Here is an 18,853-nt window from a genome sequence, read left to right on the forward strand (position 1 = left end):
TAGGCCCGCTGCCCTTATCCACAGGTAACACTACTCTTTACGCCATCTCAGACAGCTGGAAAGCTACAGGTACCTCGGGTGAAGGCCCCGGCGTCTTTCTCACCACCTCAACCTGCCCCTTACCCCAACTTCGCCCGAGAAAACCCGAAAGAACACAGCGCCTCGGCAAAGCTGCCGAGGAGCACCACATCAAGGAGGAAACCGTGTCGAACACTCACCCCACATCACCTGTAGAAGGCCAGGTCTTTCAGGCCGGTCTCGACGACCCCGAAGCAGGCGCTACGACCGCCGAATACGGAATCGTCATGTTAGCTGCCGTAGGCTTTGCGGGTCTGCTCGTGGTCATTCTCAAATCTGAAGAAGTCCGCCAGATGCTGCTGGGTCTTGTGCAAACAGCTCTCTCAACCGGCGCGTAGACCGCTTTCTGTCTCTGTACCCGGGCTAAACCGCCCGGGCACAGAGACAGGAAAATCCGTAATCGATACCTGAAAACCCTGGAACCCTCAGCCCAAGATAAGGTGGTGATACCGTGCAGATGCTAGCCGCACCAGAAAACGAGAGAGGGTCAAGCACTGCCGAGTTTGCGGTGATACTCCCTGCCCTTGTGTTTGTTCTGGCCCTGGTGCTGGGAGCTGCCGCAACCGGTATCGTGCAGCTCAAACTGGAAGAGGGCGCTCGCCTGGGAGCCCGGGCAGCAGCCCGCGGGGAAACAGCTGAGACCGTAACCCGCATCGTGCAGGAGATAGATCCCGCAGCTACCGTTCACCTGGCTCAGGATGACGACATGACGGTAGTAACGGTGAGCAGGCAGGCTCCGGGAGTTATGGGAAAGATCAGCGGCTGGACGCTTACCGCCGATGCCCGGGCCCTTACCGAATACAGCGCCACCACCGGGAGTGCTGACCCATGAATCACGAAGTCGAGCGGGAACGAGGAAGCAGCACCGTTGCCACGGTGGGCCTGGTCTGCGCTCTTCTTATTCTCGGGGCTACCTGCGCCGGACTCATTGGGGTCATTACCGCGCAGCACCGGGCAGCGGCAGCAGCGGATCTAGCGGCTCTTGCTGCAGCGGACGCAGCCCGTGGCCTTGCTCCCGGGGAGCCCTGCGCGGTCGCCGAGCGCGTTGCCCAATCCAACGGGGCCCAGCTGGGTGGCTGCGGCCAGCCCGCCGGGTTGGGCGGGACGGTGGACGTCCGCACCCTCGTCGATATCACCGGCCCCTTTGCTTTCCTTGGCCCCGCTGAGGGCATATCCCGGGCTGGGCCACCTGATTCCTCATAACCGAGGCCAGCCCCGCTCGCTATAGCAAGGCTAGAAGGGGTCGTCAGTAGCGGCGAAGCCGGTCAAAGACTCAGCTACACCCACCGGTGTAGGTTTCCCCTCTACCCGGTGTCCCACCGCGTAACTCCCGGCTCCTGTTTCCCCAGCTACCGGGCTTTCAGCCGCCGGGCCTAAAGGCTTGAGCAGTTTTCTGCGCTCTTCATCGGTGAGTTCATCGGCCTCAACGAGCAGGGCAGCTAAAAGCCGGGCGGCGCCCGCCTTGTGTAGGGGCTCGTTCCGGTTACCGCACTTGGGGGACTGCACACATGAGGGGCAGCCCAGCTCGCACTCGCAGGCCAAAATCGTATCGAGAGTGGCCCTCAACCAGTGGCCTACCTGCTCAAAGCCCCGCTCGGCAAAGCCAGCCCCGCCAGGGTGGCCGTCGTAGACGAAAATCGTGGGCTGTTCGGTATCGATATGAAAGGCGGTCGATAAACCACCGATGTCCCACCGGTCGCAGGTAGCTACCAGGGGGAGCAGACCAATAGCAGCGTGCTCAGCGGCATGTAGGGCCCCGGGGATATCCCGCTCATGAATCCCAGCAGCGTGGAGCAGGGTAGCTGGCATAGACCACCAGATAGCCCTGGTCTGAAGCTCCTGCGGGGCAAGGTCAAGCGGCTCATCACCCAGAACCTGTTGGCCCACCAGGGACTTCCGCTGGTAGCCCACCACCTGGGAACGAACCCGCACCCTGCCATAGTTCAACGACACCTGCCCCTGCTGCCGCGTTTCTTCAGCACCCAGCACGGTAACTTCGGTGATATCACGGGACTGGGTGTAATAATCGGGGCTCACCGCAGAGACCGCAATAACCTTATTGTCCTCATCAAGATCTTCCACCACATAGGTCTTGCCCTGGTGGGTGTAAATAGCGCCGGGGTGCCCCTGGGAGTGGGTGTGGCCGTCGTCCATACTGCCAATTACGGCACCCGTTTCGCAGTCAATAATCTGCAGGGGAGAACCACCCCCGCGCAGGTTCACAAAGTCACTGGCAGACTCGGGGTGGGTCCAGAACCAGCCGGTGGCCCGCTGCCGCAGGTAGCCCTGCTCCACCAGACGGCTCAACAGCGCCTCGGTAGTGCGCCCAAAGACCATAAGCTCCTCCCGGCGCAGGGGAATCTCAGCTGCCGCAGCACACAGATGAGGACTAAGCACATAGGGGTTCTCGGGGTCGAAAACGGTTTTTTCAACCGGCCGGTCAAAAATATCTTCGGGGTGGTGTACCAGGTAGGTATCGAGGGGGTCTTCGCTGGCAATCAGGACGGCAAAAGCGTCCTGCCCTGCCCTGCCCGCTCGTCCTATCTGCTGGTAGAAGGACGCCCGCGTGCCCGGCCAGCCGCCCACCAACACGGCATCTAGCCCCGCAATATCAATACCCAGCTCCAGGGCGTTGGTCGAGGCTACGCCCAGAATCTCACCCCGGCGCAGGCTGGCCTCAAGGGCCCGCCGCTCCTCGGGTAGGTAGCCCGCCCGGTAGGCTGCGATACGGTCAGAAAGGCCGGGCTCAACCTCATCGAGATAGCGGCCAGCGGTCTGCGCGATAGCTTCAGCCCCGCGACGGGACTTAATAAAGGCGATTGTGCGGGTACGGTTCACTATCAGGTCAGTGAGCATCTCGGCGCTCTGGGTAATGACCGACTTACGCACCGGCGCCCCGTTCTCACCCGCGCCATTGCCCTGGGCACCGGGGCGAACGCTTACCCCGTTGGCGTGGGCAGAAAGCTTGTCCTTGACCGCAGCCGTATCGGTAAACTCCGGCTCCCACAGCAGTACATGGGTAGCACCGCGCGGGGCGGTACTCTCAGTTACCGCGGTAACCGCGGTGGGCCGCGACCCAATCAGCCGGGCAAAAGACTCAGCAGGCTCAGCGCTAGTAGCAGATGCCCCGATAAACACCGGGGTAGCACCGTAGTAGCGGCACACCCGCCGCAAGCGCCTCATCAGCAGAGAAACATGGGCCCCAAAAACTCCCCGGTAGCTGTGGGCTTCATCCACAATCACATACTTGAGTTTGCGCAAAAATCCCGCCCAGCGGGCATGATTGGGCAAGATGGCGTGGTGCAGCATATCCGGGTTAGCCAGAATGAAGTTGGCGCGCTCGCGAATAAAGCGGCGGTCGGCCTGCGGGGTATCGCCGTCGTAGCTCTCAGCCACGAGCCCGGGAAGTCCTAGGTTGCGTAGGGAGGCCAGCTGGTCTGCCGCCAGGGCCTTGGTGGGGGAGAGGTAGAGGGCGGTTGCTCGCCCAGAATCAAAGCCGCTAGCCTGGGTCTCGAATTCGCCCCGGTAGATAGCGTCAAGGGCGGGTAGCTGGTAGGCCAGGGACTTGCCCGAGGCGGTTCCCGTTGCCAGAATGACGTGCCGGTTGCCGGGGGAGTCGTGCGCGGCCGTAGCCGCCTGCACCTGGTGTAGATAGGGCTCGGCGATCCCTAGGTTCTGGTAGGCCTCAACTACCCGCGGGTGGGCCCAGGACGGCCAGGGGGCAGTTTCTGCGCGCCGGGCAGGTAGAGTGCGCACATGGGTGACCTGCTCAGGTAAGGATGCCAGCCCCAGCTGGTCGAGCACCACGGCCAGCTCACCGGGCTGGGGAGCGCGAGTGGACGGGGCTCCGGCTGGGTGTGAGCGCGAGGGAAGGGCATCGGTAGGCACCCGTCTATTATGGCACCGCGAGAGCGCGCGTAAATATTTGCTCTTTCTGCCCCCGTTATCTGTGACCTGCACTATAAGGGGTGGGATAATGGGCTGTATGAGTATTCCAATGAACATTCAGGGTAAGAAGACCACTGAGCAGGAGCCTGTGGTCACGGTCCTCACCGAAGAGCAGATTTGGGAGCTGATTGAGGGCACGCGGTTTGCCCGTCTGGGTACGGTAGGCGAGGACGGCTACGTGCACATCACCCCGCTCAACATTGTGACCGACGGGGTTCGTATCTTCTTCCGAACTGCCTCCGGTAGTAAGCTCACCCAGCTTTTGATGAACGAGAAAGTAACCGTGCAGTTCGACCGGGCCGAAGGCAACCACGCCTACTCGGTCAATGTCTTTGCTACAGCCCGCCTGCTGACGGAGACCGGCGACATTGACTACGTTGGCAAGCTCAATCTTGAGCCCTGGCTCGATACCGAGAAGCTGGAGTTTGTGGAGCTGACCCCGCAGAAAATGACTGGGCGCCGCTTCCGCCTGGGCTAGGAGCGCCAGTCGCCGCCCCACTGAGGGGCATAAGGTCTAAAATAGGGGTGTGTCTCAAGAAAAAATTATCCTCTACTACTGCTTTGCCCCTGTGACCGATCCCAAGGCTGTGATGCTGTGGCAGCGTGCCCTCTGTGAGAAGCTGGGCCTGACCGGCCGCATCCTGATCTCTAAGCACGGCATCAACGGTACCCTGGGCGGCGATATCAACGCCCTGAAACAGTACGGTAAGACTACCCGCCAGTACCCGGGCTTCGAAAAGCTCGAACTCAAGTGGTCCGACGGTAGCGCTAGCGACTTCCCCCGCCTTTCGGTAAAGGCCCGCGACGAGATTGTCGCCTTCGGTACCCCCGATGAACTCATCGTCGATGAAAACGGTGTGGTGGGCGGCGGCGTGCACCTGAAGCCCGAAGAAGTGAACAAGCTGGTTGAAGAACGCGGCGACGAGGTCGTCTTCTTCGACGGCCGCAATGCCTTCGAAGCAAAAATCGGCAAGTTCAAGAACGCTATTGTGCCCGATGTGCGCACCACCCACGATTTCATTCAAGAGATCGAATCGGGTAAGTACGATGACCTTAAAGACAAGCCCGTTATCACCTACTGCACCGGCGGTATCCGCTGCGAAATTCTTTCGGCCCTGATGAAGAACCGCGGCTTCAAAGAGATTTACCAGATTGACGGTGGCATCGTGCGCTACGGCGAAAAGTACGGCGACTCCGGCCTCTGGGAGGGCTCACTCTATATCTTCGACAAGCGCCAGCACATGAACTTCTCACCCGACACCGTCACAATCGGCGAGTGCGAACACTGCGGCGCTAAGGCAAACACTTTCGTCAATCTCGATGTGGACGGGGTGCGTGACCTGGTGCTCCTGTGCCCCGACTGTCAGGCCAAAGCAGAGGCCGAGCGTGAGGCTGCGGCAGCGTCAGTATGAGTGAGCAGAAAACCCCGGCTTACGAGACAGCTCTGATTGAGTACGGTACCTTTATGGTCGCCGGCGTCACCGACCCCGCGACCGAAGAGAGCGACTTCGGATCTTGGTGGGAGCGCCTCTACAGCACGCTTGAGTCGGGAGGGGGCGCCCTGGCCGCCCAGCGCCTGGCTGCGGTAGAAAAGCTACAGAAGGTGGGCGTCGTCATGCCGGACGCCGACGATACCGGTTTTACCTACACGGCGGGTTTCATTGTGCCCGGCGGCATTAAGGACGTCGCAGCCCTGGGGCTGACTGGTGTGATGGTACCGGCTGCTATGTACGCTACCGTCCTGGTGCAGGGGGCCATTACCCCGGGCGTCCCCCCTGCCCATATTAAGGCGGGCTTCAACCACCTGGCCAGCACCTTTATCCCCTCGAAGGGGCTGGAGTCTACCGGCGTCTGCCTAGAAGTGTACGGGCCCGGTGAAATCACCGACGAGAACTACCGTATGTATCTCTGGCAGGCTGTAACGAGCCCGTAGGCCGCTTAAAGAAACAATAAAATACCTCCCGCAGTGCGATATGCGGGAGGTATTTCTCTCTAAAGTATGTGCGCTTGCGCGCCCCTGGATAACGGTTGAACTGGTGTGGTAATACCGAAGGGAAAAATCTTTAGGAGTTCTGCTCTATGGCCAGTTCGGCCTCAAGCTTCTCGATAATCTCTGCGATGAAGTCGGAGCCACCGTTAGCGGCCTTTTCCTTCCACTCAGCGATGGACTTTTCCAGTTCGGCAATTTTTTCTGCATTTGCCATAAGGTAAATATAACCCAGACCTCTAGAAAAAATCACCTTGATTACTATTTAACCTTTTCCCAGTTTTCGATGGGGCCGGGGACGACGGCGAAGAGGGGGTGGGTGATTTTAGTGGGTGACGTGGAAAAATGCTGGTCATACCACTGTGGGGAACGGGCTTTTACTTTTTCTGCCAAAAATGAGATTTCGTAGTCTAGCTGGCCGTCGGTAACCGGTAGCGGTGACAACTCAGGTTGAGCAGGGAGCACCAGCAAACTGCGGTTGAAGTTATAGCCCCGTCTATCAGCCTCATCAGCCAGCCCGTGCAGGTAGGTGCAGATGTAGGCCAGGGGGTCACTAGAGGCTTTGAAACGGTCGAGCTGGGGGTGGTTGGTGTAGCCCTGGGTGAGCCCCTGGAGCACTTTCTGGGCAAGCAGGGTCTCACGCCAGCAGGCCACTAGCCCCTTGGCATCGAGCAGAGAGGGGTGCACAGACCAGATACGCATTAGCCTTCAGCTCTGCGGGCGATGGCTTCTTCGAGGCGGTCGAGCTTGCCGGTGAGTTCGCCTGAATCGTGACCTGGGCGAATATCGGCTTTGAGCACGAGGGAGACCCTGTTGCCGTACTTTCCAACGGCTTCGGTGGCGGCTTTGATCACGGCCATGCACTCGTCCCAGTCACCTTCGATGGTGGTAAACATGGCGTCGGTGCGGTGGGGCAGGCCCGAATCGCGGACGATCTGGACGGCTTCTGCAACGGCGTCGTGCACGGACCCGGACGGGTCGCCGCCGCCGGTGGGGGCTACAGAGAATGCAAATAACATGTCTCTACCGTACCGCTCATACGGTTAAATAGAGAGCGTGATAACTTCTGATTTTTCCCGTGTTCCCGGTGCCCCCGTCAGCGCCGATACTGCCGCCCTCACCCGCCTGCACGCTGCCCTGACCGAGCTCAACTACACCTACGACGGTATCGAGGAGCTGCTGGGGGCCCGCGCTTTTGAGGCCATGACCCGCGACCAGGTGGTGCCCGGCCTTTACCGGGTGAGCCAGATTCTGGGGCAGGAGGCCACATCAGAAACCTTTATCACCGCCCAGCGGAACCTGGCCCAGCTGGTGCGCTTCTTCCTCTTTGGCACCGCCCTGCCCGGTGGGGAGCTTGAGGACGCCCTGGGGGCAGGTAGCCTGGACCTGCTGCTGGATCTGGGGCTGGCGGAGCCCACCGAGGACGGCCTGGTACAGGCTGCCGTAGACCTGCGGCCGCACGCCGCCGACGATGGAACCGAACTCTTTGTGGCCAGCGATTTGGGCGCCCACCAGCGCCCCGGCGTCCTGCGTAAGGACCACGTGCTGGGTATCGGCCATGCCTCCCTTACCCTGGCCCAGCTCACCGAGCGAACCCCCGTAGACCGGGCCCTCGATCTGGGCGCCGGATGCGGCATCCAGGTCTTCCACCTGCTGGCCCACACCCGTCACGTGACCGCTACCGATATTTCTGAGCGCGCCCTGGCCTTTACCCGCTTCAACCTGCTGCTCAACGCGTCCGCCCTGAACCTTGATGCGGCCAACCTCGAAGAGCGCGTGAGCCTGCGCTTAGGTTCCCTGCTCGAACCGGTCGCCGGTGAAACCTTCGACCTGGTGGTCTCTAACCCGCCCTTTGTTATCACCCCGCGCAGCGACCACGAGAGCCCCGAAGACCAGTTCACGTACCGCGACGGCGGCATGGCAGGGGACGGTATCGTCTCAACCCTGGTGCAGCAGCTACCCACCGTGCTTGCCCCCGGCGGGCGCGCCCAGATGTTGGGTAACTGGGAAATCCCCGTTGACGGGCAGGACGGCCCCGTCGACTGGGCAGACCGCCCCCGCGCCTGGGTGGGGGAGGAGACCGAAGCTTGGTTTATCCAGCGCGAGGTACTCGAACCAGAACAGTACGCCGAAACCTGGCTGCGCGATGCCAGTGAAAACCGCGATCCCGCCCACTTTGAAGCCGCCTACACCGCCTACCTGCGCGACTTCGCCTCCCGTGGCGTTGGCTCCATCGGGTTTGGCATGATTTGGCTGCGTAAGCCGAACCCGGCGTCCGCAGGGGAACGCCTACACCGCTTCGAAGAAATCACCTACCCCATCCAGCAGCCCATCGCCCCATTCATCACCGAGGCGGTGGAGCACTTTGATCAGGTCACCGCCTTGAGCGATGTCGAGCTGCTAGAGAAGCACCTGGTCGTTGCCGGGGACGTGACCGAAGAACGCCACGCTACCCCCGGCTCCGAGCACCCCTCCGTGATTCTGCTGCGTGCAGGTGCCGGGCTGCGCCGCACCATCCTAGAGACCACAGAGACCTCCGGCTTTGTCTCTGCCTGCGACGGGGAGCTGACCGCTGGCCAAATCGTCGGTGCCCTAGCTGCCCTGTTGGGCTGGGAGACCGAAGAACCCAGACAAGTATTAATCAGTAACATGCGTGAACTGCTCGAAAAGGGCTTTTTGCGGATTGACCAGGGAGACTAGACTGGGGTCATGGTAGAGAATCCTATTAAAACCCTGTCTGAAGACCGCTGCTGGGAGCTGCTAGCTGCCCACGAGTTCGGCCGCCTGGCCCTGGCTGTTGGCGGGGAGGTAGATATCTACCCCGTCAATTTCGTGGTGCACGAGAAGAAAATCTACTTCCGCACCGCATCCGGCCAGAAGCTCTCAGAAGTCGTGATTAGTCGCAAGGCCGCCTTCGAAATTGATGAGGTCATCGACGGTACAGCCCGCTCCGTTGTCGTGCACGGCAACGCCCACTGGCTCACCAGCGAAACCGACCTTGACGCGGTCGAAGCCCTGGGCCTGCGCACCTACTCACCGACCTACAAGACCAACTGGGTTGAGGTAGAGCCGGTAAGTGTCAGCGGGCGCGAGTTCGAAATCGGGGCAGAACCTGCCGACGAGCTTTAAGGGGCTAAGGGGGCCAGCACCGGTGCTGGCCCCGCACACCCGCGCTCTAAGGTCACATCGGTCTAAGTAGACACGAAGCCCCGTAAGTCGGCTATTGTTGTGCATACACGCGAAAAACCGACCCCAAGGAGCCCTCAGTGCCCACTAAGGCAACCACCGAGCACGGCAAGTCACTGCTGATCGTGGAATCCCCCTCGAAGGTGAAAACCATCAGCGGGTACCTGGGCGATGCCTTCATCGTTGAATCCTCCATGGGGCATATTCGCGACCTTCCCCAGCCCTCCGAGCTGCCCGACGAGCTCAAAAAGAGCCCCGTCGGCAAGTTTGCGGTCAACGTAGAAGAAGGCTTCGAGCCCTACTACGTGGTCAACCCCGATAAGAAAAAGAAGGTCACCGAGCTCAAGCGCCTGCTCAAAGAGTCCGATGCCCTCTATCTGGCAACCGATGGTGACCGCGAAGGTGAAGCCATTGCCTGGCACCTGCTGCAGGTGCTCAAGCCCAAGGTGCCTGTCTACCGTCTGACCTTCCCCGAAATCACCAAAGAAGCGATCCAGCGTGGCTTCAATGAACTGCGCGACATCGATAACAACCTGGTGGACGCCCAGGAAACCCGCCGTGTGCTCGACCGTATTTACGGTTACGAGCTCTCACCGGTCCTCTGGCGCAAGGTCTCCCGCGGCCTTTCAGCCGGGCGCGTGCAGTCTGTGGCAACCCGCCTGGTCGTAGAGCGCGAGCGCGAACGCATGGCCTTCCGCTCAGCAACCTACTGGGACCTCACTGGTACCTTCACCACCTCTGCCTCCGAATCCTTCACCGCCAAGCTTTCTGCCGTTGACGGTGCCCGCGTGGCCACCGGCAAGGACTTCGCCGACGACGGAACCCTCAAGACCAGCGCCCGCGGCAAGGTCGCCCACCTGGACGAAGCCGCCGCCAGCTCCCTGGCGAGCGCGCTGGCGTCCGCCGCGTTCGGCGTCCGCTCGGTCGAAACTAAGCCCTACACCCGCCGCCCCGCTGCCCCCTTCACCACCTCAACCCTGCAGCAGGAGGCCGCCCGTAAGCTCCGCTTCTCATCCCGTTCCACCATGCAGGTGGCCCAGCGCCTCTACGAGAACGGTTACATCACCTACATGCGAACCGACTCGGTTGCCCTGTCTGACCAGGCGACCCAGGCTGCCCGAAAGCAGGCAGCTGAACTGTACGGCGCTGACTTCGTACCCGCCTCCCCGCGCGTCTACACCTCCAAGTCCAAGAATGCCCAGGAAGCCCACGAAGCGATCCGCCCTGCGGGGGATTCCTTCCGCACCCCCGCCGAGGTCAAGAATGCGCTGAGCATCGATGAATTCCGCCTCTACGAGCTGATTTGGAAGCGCACCGTCGCCTCCCAGATGGCTGACGCCAAGGGCTCCACCGCCTCCGTCCGCCTGGGGGCAACCGCCGCCGACGGCCGGGATGCCGAGTTCGCAGCGTCCGGCACCGTCATTACCTTCCGCGGCTTCCTCGCCGCCTACGAAGAAGGCAAGGACGCCCTGCGCGGCGAAGAGGGCAAGGGCGAGGCCAAGGACGGTAAGGACGACAAGCGCCTACCCAACCTGGCAGAAGGCGACTCCCTGCGCGGTAGCGATATCGAAGCTGCCCGCCACGAAACCTCACCCCCGCCCCGCTACACCGAGGCATCCCTGGTCAAGGCTATGGACGAGCTCGGCATTGGCCGCCCCTCAACCTATGCAGCCGTCATCTCGACCATCATGGACCGCGGCTACGTCAATAACCGCTCCGGCTCCCTGGTGCCCTCCTGGACCGCTTTCTCGGTCGTCCGCCTGCTCGAAGAGCACTTCGCCAAGTACGTGGACTACGAGTTCACCGCCGAAATGGAAGAAGATCTCGACCGCATTGCCCGCGGTGAAGAGGCCCGCCCCGAGTGGCTGTCTAACTTCTACTTCGGTGGGGGAGACAAGCGCGGTCTCAAGCCCATCGTTGACAATCTGGGCGACATCGACGCCCGCGCAATCAACTCTGTAGAGGTCGCCCCCGGGGTCAACCTGCGTGTGGGCAAGTTCGGCCCCTACCTTGAGACCGGCGGCGAGATCGACACCGAAACCGGCGAAATCAAGGACCCCATCCGCGCCAATGTACCGGATGATCTGGCACCCGATGAGCTGACCGAAGAAAAGGTCGCTGAACTGCTGGAAGCCGGTAAGAACGACGGCCGTGAACTCGGCGTTGACCCGGCTACCGGCCGCACCATTGTGGTCCGTGACGGACGTTTTGGTCCCTACGTCACCGAGGTTATCCCCGAGATGACCGAGGAAGAAATCGCCGCCTGGATGGATGCCCAGCCCACCGAGTACTACAAGAACGGCAAGCCCAAGCCCAAGAAGAAGCCCAAGGCTGAAAAGCCCCGCACCGGCTCCCTCTTCAAGTCCATGGAGCTGGCAACCGTTACCCTGGATGACGCCCTCAAGATTATGGCCCTGCCCCGCGTTGTCGGTACCGATGCTGAGGGCACCGAAATTACCGCCCAGAACGGTCGTTTCGGCCCCTATCTGAAGAAGGGCACCGACTCCCGCTCTCTGGAGACCGAGGAACAGATTTTCTCTATCACCCTGGAGCAGGCCCTGGAGATTTACTCCCAGCCCAAGCAGCGCGGACGCGGTGCCGCCAAGCCCCCGCTGGCTGAGCTCGGCGTAGACCCGGTCTCTGAAAAGAAAATCGTGGTGAAGGACGGCCGCTTCGGCCCCTACATCACCGACGGCATCACCAATATTACGGTGCCCCGCAGCGAAACGATCGAGTCCCTGACCCACACCCGCGCGGTTGAGCTGCTCGCTGAGAAACGAGCTAAGGGCCCGGTTAAGCGCAAGACCGCCGCCAAGAAGCCGGCGGCCAAGAAAACCACGGCTAAAAAAACCACAGCCAAGAAGACTGCGACCAAGAAGAGCACCGCTCAGAAAGCGGGCGAGTAGTCGGTTATCGCATGGGTCCCATCCTTGTACACTGGTAGGCAGGAAAACTTTTTGTCACCACTCAAGGGGGACCCATGCGTCTAGGCGTGCTCGATATTGGCTCAAATACCGGCCACCTGATTCTGATTGAGGGGCAGCTAGGGTCCCGCCCCGAAGCCTACACCGCAGCCCACAAGGAGCCCCTACAGCTCGTCCGCTACATCGACGCGGACGGTAACATCACCGACGAGGGCCGCGACCGCCTCACCGCCTTCGTCAAGTCCGCAGTACTCTACGCGATTGAGCATGGGGCAGAAGACCTGCTGGCCTTTGCCACCAGCGCCATTCGCGAATCCAAGAACGGCCCCGAGGTGCTGCAGCACGTGCAGAACCAGACCGGCGTCAACCTCACCGAAATCACCGGTGACCAGGAAGCCGCCATTACCTACCACGCCGTGCGCCACTGGCAGGGCTGGGGCGCCGGCCGCATTCTCAACTTCGATATCGGCGGCGGCTCCTTCGAGTTCTCCACCGGCATGGACGCCTACCCCGACGACGCAATCTCCGTGCCGCTGGGTGCCACCCGCCTGACCGGCGACTGGTTCAGCGCCCCCGTGCCGTCCCCCAAGGAAATCAAAAAACTCCGCAAGTACGTGCGCGAAACCCTAGAACCCGTTGCCGAGACCCTGCTGGCCTACGGGCAGCCCCACATGGTCGTGGGCACCTCCAAAACCTTCCGCTCCCTCGCCCGTATCTGCGGGGCAGCCCCCTACTCGGCAGGCCCTTTCGTCAAGCGCGAAATGTTACTCGAAGACCTCAAACTCTGGACCCGCCGCCTGGAAGCTATGCCCCCCGAAGAACGGGCCGGCCTGCCCGGAGTCTCAGACGTCCGTGCCGAACAGATGCTAGCCGGGGCTATCGCGGCAGAAACCGCCATGGCCGTCTTCGGCGTAGACCGCATGCGTGTTTCCCCCTGGGCCCTGCGCGAGGGCCTGGTACTACGACGCATGAACTACCTCTCCCAGCAGGGGCCCGAAGCCATGATCGCCCCCCGCTCCCTCGCCGAATTCGTGCAGGACTAGCCATGAGCACCGACGCACCCAAGAGCACGTCCACCCGCAAACCCGTACCGGTGGCGCTTTCTACTTCCTGCCTCTTCCCGCTCGGCGTACCCGAAACCTTCTCAACCGCCGTAGACCTGGGCTACGACAGCGTGGAAGTCATGATCACCCACTCAGCTCTCTCCCAAGAGCCCCACGACCTGCTCGACCTGATCCAGAAATACCAGATTCCCATCTCCGCCATTCACGCCCCCACCCTGCTCCTAACCCAGCAGGTCTGGGGCCGGGCCTGGAACAAGATGCAGATGGCCGCCAAAATGACTAAGGCCGTAGGGGCGGACGTCATCGTCGCCCACCCACCCTTCCGCTGGCAGAAGCTCTACGCCAAGAACTTCGTTGCGGGCGTGCGCGAAATATCAGAACTCGAAAACGTCAAAATCGCCGTCGAAAACATGTACCCCTGGTCCATCAAAGGCCACGCGGTAGAGATGTACGCCCCCCACTGGGACCCCTCCCGCTTCGACTACGACTGGATGACCTGGGACTTCTCCCACGCAGCCGCAGCCGGGGACGACTCCCTCGAAGCCGTCAAACGCATCGGCTCTCGTCTGGGGCACGTGCACCTCACCGACGGATCCGGTGATAAGGTCATGGACGAACACCTAGTACCCGGCCACGGCACCCAGCCCGTCGCCGAGACCCTGCAGTACATCGCAGCCAGCGATTTTGACGGCGTTGTGTGCGCTGAAGTATCAACCCGCAAGGCCAAGGGAGCAGGGGCCCGCGACGACATGCTCTACGAGACCCTGCAGTTCGCCCGCACTCACCTAGCTAGGAGAACATCGTGACTACTGTTGCTTTTATTGGAACCGGCTCCATGAACGGAGCGATCGCCTCGGGCCTGCTTGCTGCGAGTACCGACCCTACCTCTGTGCGCGCGACCGTTGGCTCTCACGCCAGCATCTCTACCCTGCGTGAGAAGCTGGGGGAGGGGGCTCAGGGCGTAACCATCCTTGCCGGTGAGGACGATACGCAGGCTAACCTCAAAGCCGCTGAAGGGGCTGACGTGGTACTGCTGGGCGTCAAGCCCTACGCGATCCTTGATCTTGCCCGCGAAATTTCACCGGCTCTGGGCGAGAATACTGTAGTGGTGTCGGTTGCTGCCGGTATCACCCTGGAAGCCTTACAGCGGGCTCTGCCCGAGGGGCAGCCTGCAATCCGCTGCATGCCTAATACTCCTTCGCGGGTGGGCAAGGGTGTACTGGCTATCTCTGTGGGACAGACCGTGACCGAGGAGTTGAAGGACGCTGCTGCTTCGGTTCTGGGGGCAGCAGGCCGGGTGATTGAGGTTGAGGAAGAGCAGATGGGGGCGGTGACCGCCGTATCTGGTTCGGGCCCTGCCTACGCCTTCTTGCTGGCAGAAACCATGGCCGATGCTGGAGTCAAGCTGGGCCTGGACGAAAAAACTGCTACCGAGCTAGCAGCTGCTACGGTAGCCGGTGCGGGCTACCTGCTGGATGCTGACCCAAACCCCCAGGATCTCCGTAAGGCGGTTACCAGCCCCAAGGGAACCACAGATAAGGCGATTACCGCCTATATCGATGGTGGTCTTTTCGAGCTGACCGAGACTGCTATGCGGGCCTGTGTCGCTCGGAATGACGAGATGACCGAGGAGTTCAGCTCCGAAAAATAGTATAGAGATAGCCTAAGCAAAAAGGCCCTGTGACAGCAGGCTGTGCTACCAAAACTCCTTGTGGAGCGAGGTAGGGCAGCCTGCTGTCTTTTGTCTGTGAAAGTAGTCTAGATACACTAAAGGCCAGTCCGTAGGGAATCGGACTGGCCTTTAGCTTTCTCTTTCGCCGGTAGGGATCCGGTTTCAAGAGAATGCTCGCCACCTGAAGCAGATGGGATTAGGGGGAACCATCTGAGGAATCTTCAGGTCTTGAGCTACTTGAACGGGTTCGCGGACCGTTCAGTAATCACTCGCACCTTTAGAGGTAGTTATAACTATATGCCAATTTTTGAGTTTATGCACCCTGAAATCTGAAAAAGCCGAATTATTTCGGAAGACACCTGGGTGTTTTCTATGCTCAGGTCGGTATAGGGTATAGTCAAGCGTTTCTTGTAGGTATAAACCTGTTAGGGTCGGGCAGCAAACCTTTCAATAAGATCTACCTGGCCTGAAACGATTAATAAATCGCGTGAAGAAACCCGGGTGTCGGGGGTTGCGTAGGTAATTTCTTCACCCGGTGATTTTACCCCCACAATGGTCACCCCGTATTTAGACCGCACATCAGACTCTGCCAGGGTGAAGCCGTGGGTCTCCTTGGGTGGGTACATCTTGACGATGGCGAAATCGTCATCGAACTCGATAAAGTCCAGTAGGCGCCCGGAGACCAGGTGGGCTGCTCGTACCCCGGCGTCCGACTCCGGGTAAACAACCCGGTGTGCTCCAATACGGGAGAGAATCTTGCCATGAGAAGGGGTGATAGCTTTAGCCCAAATGCGCTCAATGCCCAGGTCCACCAGGTTGGCGGTAATCAGCACCGAGGCCTCCACAGAGGTGCCCACACCCACTACGGCGGCGGTAAAGTCCTGGGCCCCCAGCTGACGCAGGGCATTCATATCGGTGGCGTCGGCCTCCACCACGTAGGTGAGATCGCCCGACCATTTCTGCACCAGGACGGGGTCTTTCTCGACAGCAAGAACCTCTTTATTCTGACGGACGAGCTGGGCAGCGGTAGCCGAACCAAAGCGTCCTAGGCCAATCACCAGCACGGGGGCGCTGTGGGCTGGGCGGAAGTCTTTTCTAGCCAATGATGGGCCTTTCTTCGGGGAACTTGTAGAGGCGGCGACCGGAGCGCATCGCCAAGCCGGTGGCTACGGTGATGGTGCCGATACGGCCAATGAGCATGAGGACAGAAAGAATGTAGGTTCCGGACGGCGGCAGCTCAGCTGAGAGCCCGGTGGATAGGCCGCAGGTCGCGTAGGCTGAGATAACCTCAAAGAGGGCCCGGTCGAGGCTGACATTGCCAATCAGCATGATGGCGGTGGTGCCAGCTAGCACGAACACGAAACTCATCATGATCACGGAGATGGCGATGCGCAGGACGGCGTCGGGGATGGTGCGGTTGAAAGCAACGACGAACTGGTCGCCGCGGGCTTCTGCCAGAATCGCCAGGAAGACCACGGTAATGGTGGTGATTTTGATGCCGCCTGCGGTAGATGCGGAGCCGCCGCCGATGAACATGAGTACGTCGGTGAGCAGCATGGTGACGGGGTGGATATCTGCCATGTCAACCAGATTGAAGCCGCCGGAGCGGGTCATGATGGATGCGAAGGCGGCGTTGAGTGCTTTGTCGCCCGCGCCCATGGCACCGATGGTGCGGTCGTTGCCCCACTCTAGGGCACCCCAGGCAAAAGAGCCCAGAAAGAAGAGCACCAGCGTGCCGATGATGGTGAGCTTGGCGTTAAGATTCCATTTACTAAAGCGCAGGTTGTTGCGCAGCACCAGAATGACGGGGAAGCCGAGGGAGCCCACCACCACGCCCAGGGCAATAGGGAAGAGAATCCAGAGATCGTGGCCGTAGGGCACGATACCGTCTGAGTGGGGGGTGAAGCCCGCGTTGTTGAAGGATGAGACCGCATAGAACACGCCGTGCCAGACTGCCTGCCAGAGGGGCTCCCCCAATACCAGGAAGCGGGGGATGAGCGTGAAGGCGATCAGAGCCTCAATGGCAATGGAGGTAAAGGCCACGGTGCGAAGCACTGAACCCACCTCACCCAGGCGTCCGATATTGAGGGATTCCTGGGCGATAATTTTGGAGCGCAACCCCAGCTTGCGCCCTACCGCCAGCGCCAGGATGGAGGTGAGGGTGAGCGTGCCGAGGCCGCCAATCTGCGAGCCTAAGAGAATCATAAGCTGGCCAAAGAAGCTCCACTGTTCGGCGGTAGAAACCGTGGTGAGACCTGTGACGGTCACGGCACTGGTCGCCGTAAAAACAGCGTGGTGAAACTCCACCTGCTGGCCATCGTGTGAGGCCCAGGGGGTGTAGAGCATGAGCGAGAAGAAAATAATGACCAGCAAGAAGGCTGCAATGGCAATACGCGAGGACGACGACCCAAAGAGGCGGTCTACCAGGTCGCGCAGGTGGGCCATGCGGGCCTGAAAGGCTGCCGAAAACTTAACAATCTGAAGGAGCTGCTGGTACTCCAGCTGCCCCTGTTCCATGGCGTCAAGAACCCGCTTGCGCTCCTGGACCTTGCGTACAATTTTGCCCACGTCCTTCACCTCGCTTTCTTCTGTCGTCTCTAGCGTAGTCTGCGTGTCATACAAGCGGGGTGTGGTGCCCGCAGAGTTTTTATGTGTTTAATGGTAAGTGTGACTCAACTTACCAAAGGAGGTAGTGCTGGTGGCTATTATCGACAGCCTCACGCCCACCGATGTGCGTGTGCTCTGGACCCCTGCCATGGCCAACTACTATTTTGGCGACTATCACCCCATGCACCCCTCGCGACTCGATGCCACAGCTGCGCTGGCTCGGGACCTTGGGATTTTTGACCTCCCGCAGGTAGAGCTTGAAGAGCCCGAAATTGCTACCGTACACCAGCTTATGCTGGCCCACGACTACCCCTATATCGACGCGGTTCAAAAAATCAGCGCCGACCCCACGCTGACCATCGCCAGCTGTGGCCTGGGCACCGAAGATACCCCCGGATTTGAGGGGGTGCACGAGGCGTCCGCCCGACTTGCCGGTGGCACCTACCAGGCTGCCGAAGCTATCTTGAGTGGCAAGGTCAAGCACGCGGTTAATTTTGGCGGAGGCATGCACCACGCCTCACGCGACCATGCCAGCGGTTTCTGTATTTATAACGACTGCGCCGTGGGCATAGCTCGTCTACTTGAAGCGGGAGTGCAGCGGGTCGTCTACATCGATGTGGATGCCCACCACGGGGACGGTACGCAAAGTATCTTCTGGGATAACCCTAATGTCATGACCATTTCCCTGCATGAGAGCGGCATGACTCTCTTTCCCGGTACAGGTTTCGCCAACGAAGTGGGCCCCGAAGGGCTGGCAGCAGGAACCTCGGTCAATATTGCCATGCCCGAAAGCACCACCGATTCAGGGTGGCTTCGAGCTTTTGACGCTGTGGTCCCTAGCCTACTGCGGCAGTTCCAGCCCGAGGTGATTGTCAGCCAGCACGGCTGTGACTCCCACCTGGCCGATGACATGTCGCACCTGAACATCAGCATCAACGGGCAGCGAGAGATTGCCGCCCACATCTCCCTTCTGGCGGACGAGCTGTGCGAGGGGCGATGGATTGCCACCGGGGGAGGGGGCTACTCCATCTATAACGCTGTGCCCCGCTCCTGGAGCCACCTCATTGCGGTGGCGGCCGGGCAGCCCCTCGATATAAATATGCCAACTCCGGAATCATGGCAGGCTTATATGCTTGAAAAGTACGGTACCAAGGTGCCTACCATGATGGGGGATCCCGTGGACCTCTGGTGGTATTCCTGGGAGGTTGGCTATGACCCAGCCAGCAGCGTAGACCGCAGCATTATGGCCACCCGCAAGGAAGTATTCCCCCTATGGGGTCTTGACCCCTGGTACGACTAGCTACGGGTGCGATAGAGCGTCGAGGCGTAACGTTGGACCCAAAATTTCTGTGTGCTAGCTGGGCATAGACGATGAGTGCCCCCATTT

Annotated in this window: 19 protein-coding genes; 13 read left to right on the forward strand and 6 right to left on the reverse strand. The window is 60.6% G+C overall.

All coding sequences use genetic code 11. From position 1 onward, the window contains the following. The first annotated feature begins 203 nt into the window (after positions 1-203). The 3 genes from HWU94_RS11585 to HWU94_RS02455 all read left to right on the forward strand — a co-directional run bounded on the left by HWU94_RS11585 (position 204) and on the right by HWU94_RS02455 (position 1,281). Positions 204-416 (forward strand): DUF4244 domain-containing protein, encoded by a 213-nt coding sequence (locus tag HWU94_RS11585; RefSeq protein WP_237194936.1) that lies wholly within the window; start codon positions 204-206, stop codon positions 414-416. A 119-nt stretch (positions 417-535) separates the two neighbouring features. Continuing rightward, entirely contained in the window at positions 536-910 is a 375-nt protein-coding gene (locus tag HWU94_RS02450) for a TadE family type IV pilus minor pilin (RefSeq protein ID WP_185174726.1), read from the forward strand. Beyond that, positions 907-1,281, forward strand: a complete 375-nt coding sequence (locus HWU94_RS02455) for an Rv3654c family TadE-like protein (protein WP_185174167.1) — start codon at positions 907-909, stop codon at positions 1,279-1,281. The genes HWU94_RS02450 and HWU94_RS02455 overlap by 4 nt, the downstream gene beginning before the upstream one ends. A gap of 30 nt (positions 1,282-1,311) precedes the next feature. On the opposite strand, the gene HWU94_RS02460 is transcribed toward HWU94_RS02455, so the two are convergent. Then, the gene (locus HWU94_RS02460) at positions 1,312-3,885 is read right to left on the reverse strand and encodes a DEAD/DEAH box helicase (protein WP_244956052.1); all 2,574 of its coding nucleotides are present in this window, start codon (positions 3,883-3,885) and stop codon (positions 1,312-1,314) included. Positions 3,886-4,063: 178 nt separating this feature from the next. Here HWU94_RS02460 and HWU94_RS02465 point away from each other — a divergent pair, with 178 nt between their 5' ends. From HWU94_RS02465 to HWU94_RS02475, 3 genes are read left to right on the forward strand one after another with little or no spacing between them, the layout of a single operon-like run. Next, positions 4,064-4,504 carry a pyridoxamine 5'-phosphate oxidase family protein gene (locus HWU94_RS02465; protein ID WP_244956001.1) on the forward strand — a complete coding sequence of 147 codons (441 nt, stop codon included), beginning with the start codon at positions 4,064-4,066 and terminating at the stop codon, positions 4,502-4,504. A 49-nt stretch (positions 4,505-4,553) separates the two neighbouring features. Beyond that, the gene (locus HWU94_RS02470) at positions 4,554-5,438 is read left to right on the forward strand and encodes a rhodanese-related sulfurtransferase (protein ID WP_185174169.1); all 885 of its coding nucleotides are present in this window, start codon (positions 4,554-4,556) and stop codon (positions 5,436-5,438) included. Continuing rightward, a complete protein-coding gene (locus HWU94_RS02475) occupies positions 5,435-5,959 on the forward strand; it encodes a GyrI-like domain-containing protein (protein ID WP_185174170.1) in 525 nt (174 codons plus the stop codon). Before HWU94_RS02470 ends, HWU94_RS02475 begins: the two co-directional genes overlap by 4 nt. Positions 5,960-6,089: 130 nt before the next feature. On the opposite strand, the gene HWU94_RS02480 is transcribed toward HWU94_RS02475, so the two are convergent. Genes HWU94_RS02480 through HWU94_RS02490 form a run of 3 tightly spaced genes read right to left on the reverse strand, consistent with a single transcriptional unit; the run spans position 6,090 to position 7,032 of the window. Continuing rightward, positions 6,090-6,230, reverse strand: a complete 141-nt coding sequence (locus HWU94_RS02480; RefSeq protein WP_185174171.1) for a hypothetical protein — start codon at positions 6,228-6,230, stop codon at positions 6,090-6,092. Positions 6,231-6,274: 44 nt separating this feature from the next. Then, a complete protein-coding gene (locus HWU94_RS02485; protein WP_185174172.1) occupies positions 6,275-6,715 on the reverse strand; it encodes a pyrimidine dimer DNA glycosylase/endonuclease V in 441 nt (146 codons plus the stop codon). Next, positions 6,715-7,032 (reverse strand): thiamine-binding protein, encoded by a 318-nt coding sequence (locus HWU94_RS02490; RefSeq protein WP_185174173.1) that lies wholly within the window; start codon positions 7,030-7,032, stop codon positions 6,715-6,717. The genes HWU94_RS02485 and HWU94_RS02490 overlap by 1 nt, the downstream gene beginning before the upstream one ends. Positions 7,033-7,069: 37 nt before the next feature. On the opposite strand from HWU94_RS02490, the gene HWU94_RS02495 reads away from it, so the two are divergent. The 6 genes from HWU94_RS02495 (at position 7,070) to proC (ending at position 14,838) form a co-directional block, all read left to right on the forward strand. Next, positions 7,070-8,713 (forward strand): methyltransferase, encoded by a 1,644-nt coding sequence (locus HWU94_RS02495; RefSeq protein ID WP_244956002.1) that lies wholly within the window; start codon positions 7,070-7,072, stop codon positions 8,711-8,713. 9 nt (positions 8,714-8,722) lie between these two features. Further along, positions 8,723-9,142, forward strand: coding sequence for a pyridoxamine 5'-phosphate oxidase family protein (locus HWU94_RS02500; RefSeq protein WP_185174174.1), 420 nt, complete (start codon positions 8,723-8,725; stop codon positions 9,140-9,142). Between the two features lie 137 nt (positions 9,143-9,279). Further along, the gene (topA, locus tag HWU94_RS02505; RefSeq protein ID WP_185174175.1) at positions 9,280-12,105 is read left to right on the forward strand and encodes a type I DNA topoisomerase; all 2,826 of its coding nucleotides are present in this window, start codon (positions 9,280-9,282) and stop codon (positions 12,103-12,105) included. A 74-nt stretch (positions 12,106-12,179) separates the two neighbouring features. Next, complete coding sequence (locus HWU94_RS02510; protein ID WP_185174176.1) at positions 12,180-13,166, forward strand: Ppx/GppA phosphatase family protein; 987 nt, start codon at positions 12,180-12,182, stop codon at positions 13,164-13,166. 2 nt (positions 13,167-13,168) lie between these two features. Beyond that, positions 13,169-13,993, forward strand: coding sequence for a sugar phosphate isomerase/epimerase (locus HWU94_RS02515; protein ID WP_185174177.1), 825 nt, complete (start codon positions 13,169-13,171; stop codon positions 13,991-13,993). Continuing rightward, on the forward strand, positions 13,987-14,838 hold the full coding sequence (gene proC, locus HWU94_RS02520; protein WP_185174729.1) for a pyrroline-5-carboxylate reductase: 852 nt from the start codon (positions 13,987-13,989) through the stop codon (positions 14,836-14,838). Before HWU94_RS02515 ends, proC begins: the two co-directional genes overlap by 7 nt. Positions 14,839-15,284: 446 nt before the next feature. On the opposite strand, the gene HWU94_RS02525 is transcribed toward proC, so the two are convergent. After that, positions 15,285-15,962, reverse strand: coding sequence for a TrkA family potassium uptake protein (locus tag HWU94_RS02525; RefSeq protein ID WP_185174178.1), 678 nt, complete (start codon positions 15,960-15,962; stop codon positions 15,285-15,287). Further along, positions 15,955-17,304 carry a TrkH family potassium uptake protein gene (locus HWU94_RS02530; RefSeq protein WP_244956053.1) on the reverse strand — a complete coding sequence of 450 codons (1,350 nt, stop codon included), beginning with the start codon at positions 17,302-17,304 and terminating at the stop codon, positions 15,955-15,957. The genes HWU94_RS02525 and HWU94_RS02530 overlap by 8 nt, the downstream gene beginning before the upstream one ends. Positions 17,305-17,614: 310 nt before the next feature. On the opposite strand from HWU94_RS02530, the gene HWU94_RS02535 reads away from it, so the two are divergent. Beyond that, positions 17,615-18,766 (forward strand): acetoin utilization protein AcuC, encoded by a 1,152-nt coding sequence (locus HWU94_RS02535; protein WP_185174731.1) that lies wholly within the window; start codon positions 17,615-17,617, stop codon positions 18,764-18,766. The last annotated feature ends 87 nt before the right edge of the window (positions 18,767-18,853 follow it).

This window comes from Rothia nasimurium (assembly GCF_014217215.1).
GTDB lineage: Bacteria > Actinomycetota > Actinomycetes > Actinomycetales > Micrococcaceae > Rothia > Rothia avistercoris.

Excerpts from the sequence above, each read along its gene's own strand:
- HWU94_RS02475 (WP_185174170.1), top strand. The coding sequence starts at position 5,435 with ATGAGTGAGCAGAAAACCCCGGCTTACGAGACAGCTCTGATTGAGTAC.
- HWU94_RS02465 (WP_244956001.1), top strand. The coding sequence starts at position 4,064 with ATGAGTATTCCAATGAACATTCAGGGTAAGAAGACCACTGAGCAGGAG.
- HWU94_RS02530 (WP_244956053.1), bottom strand. The coding sequence starts at position 17,304 with ATGGCCCACCTGCGCGACCTGGTAGACCGCCTCTTTGGGTCGTCGTCC.
- HWU94_RS02485 (WP_185174172.1), bottom strand. The coding sequence starts at position 6,715 with ATGCGTATCTGGTCTGTGCACCCCTCTCTGCTCGATGCCAAGGGGCTA.
- HWU94_RS02500 (WP_185174174.1), top strand. The coding sequence starts at position 8,723 with ATGGTAGAGAATCCTATTAAAACCCTGTCTGAAGACCGCTGCTGGGAG.
- HWU94_RS02535 (WP_185174731.1), top strand. The coding sequence starts at position 17,615 with ATGGCCAACTACTATTTTGGCGACTATCACCCCATGCACCCCTCGCGA.
- HWU94_RS02450 (WP_185174726.1), top strand. The coding sequence starts at position 536 with ATGCTAGCCGCACCAGAAAACGAGAGAGGGTCAAGCACTGCCGAGTTT.
- HWU94_RS02515 (WP_185174177.1), top strand. The coding sequence starts at position 13,169 with ATGAGCACCGACGCACCCAAGAGCACGTCCACCCGCAAACCCGTACCG.
- HWU94_RS02490 (WP_185174173.1), bottom strand. The coding sequence starts at position 7,032 with ATGTTATTTGCATTCTCTGTAGCCCCCACCGGCGGCGGCGACCCGTCC.
- HWU94_RS02480 (WP_185174171.1), bottom strand. The coding sequence starts at position 6,230 with ATGGCAAATGCAGAAAAAATTGCCGAACTGGAAAAGTCCATCGCTGAG.
- HWU94_RS02455 (WP_185174167.1), top strand. The coding sequence starts at position 907 with ATGAATCACGAAGTCGAGCGGGAACGAGGAAGCAGCACCGTTGCCACG.
- HWU94_RS02510 (WP_185174176.1), top strand. The coding sequence starts at position 12,180 with ATGCGTCTAGGCGTGCTCGATATTGGCTCAAATACCGGCCACCTGATT.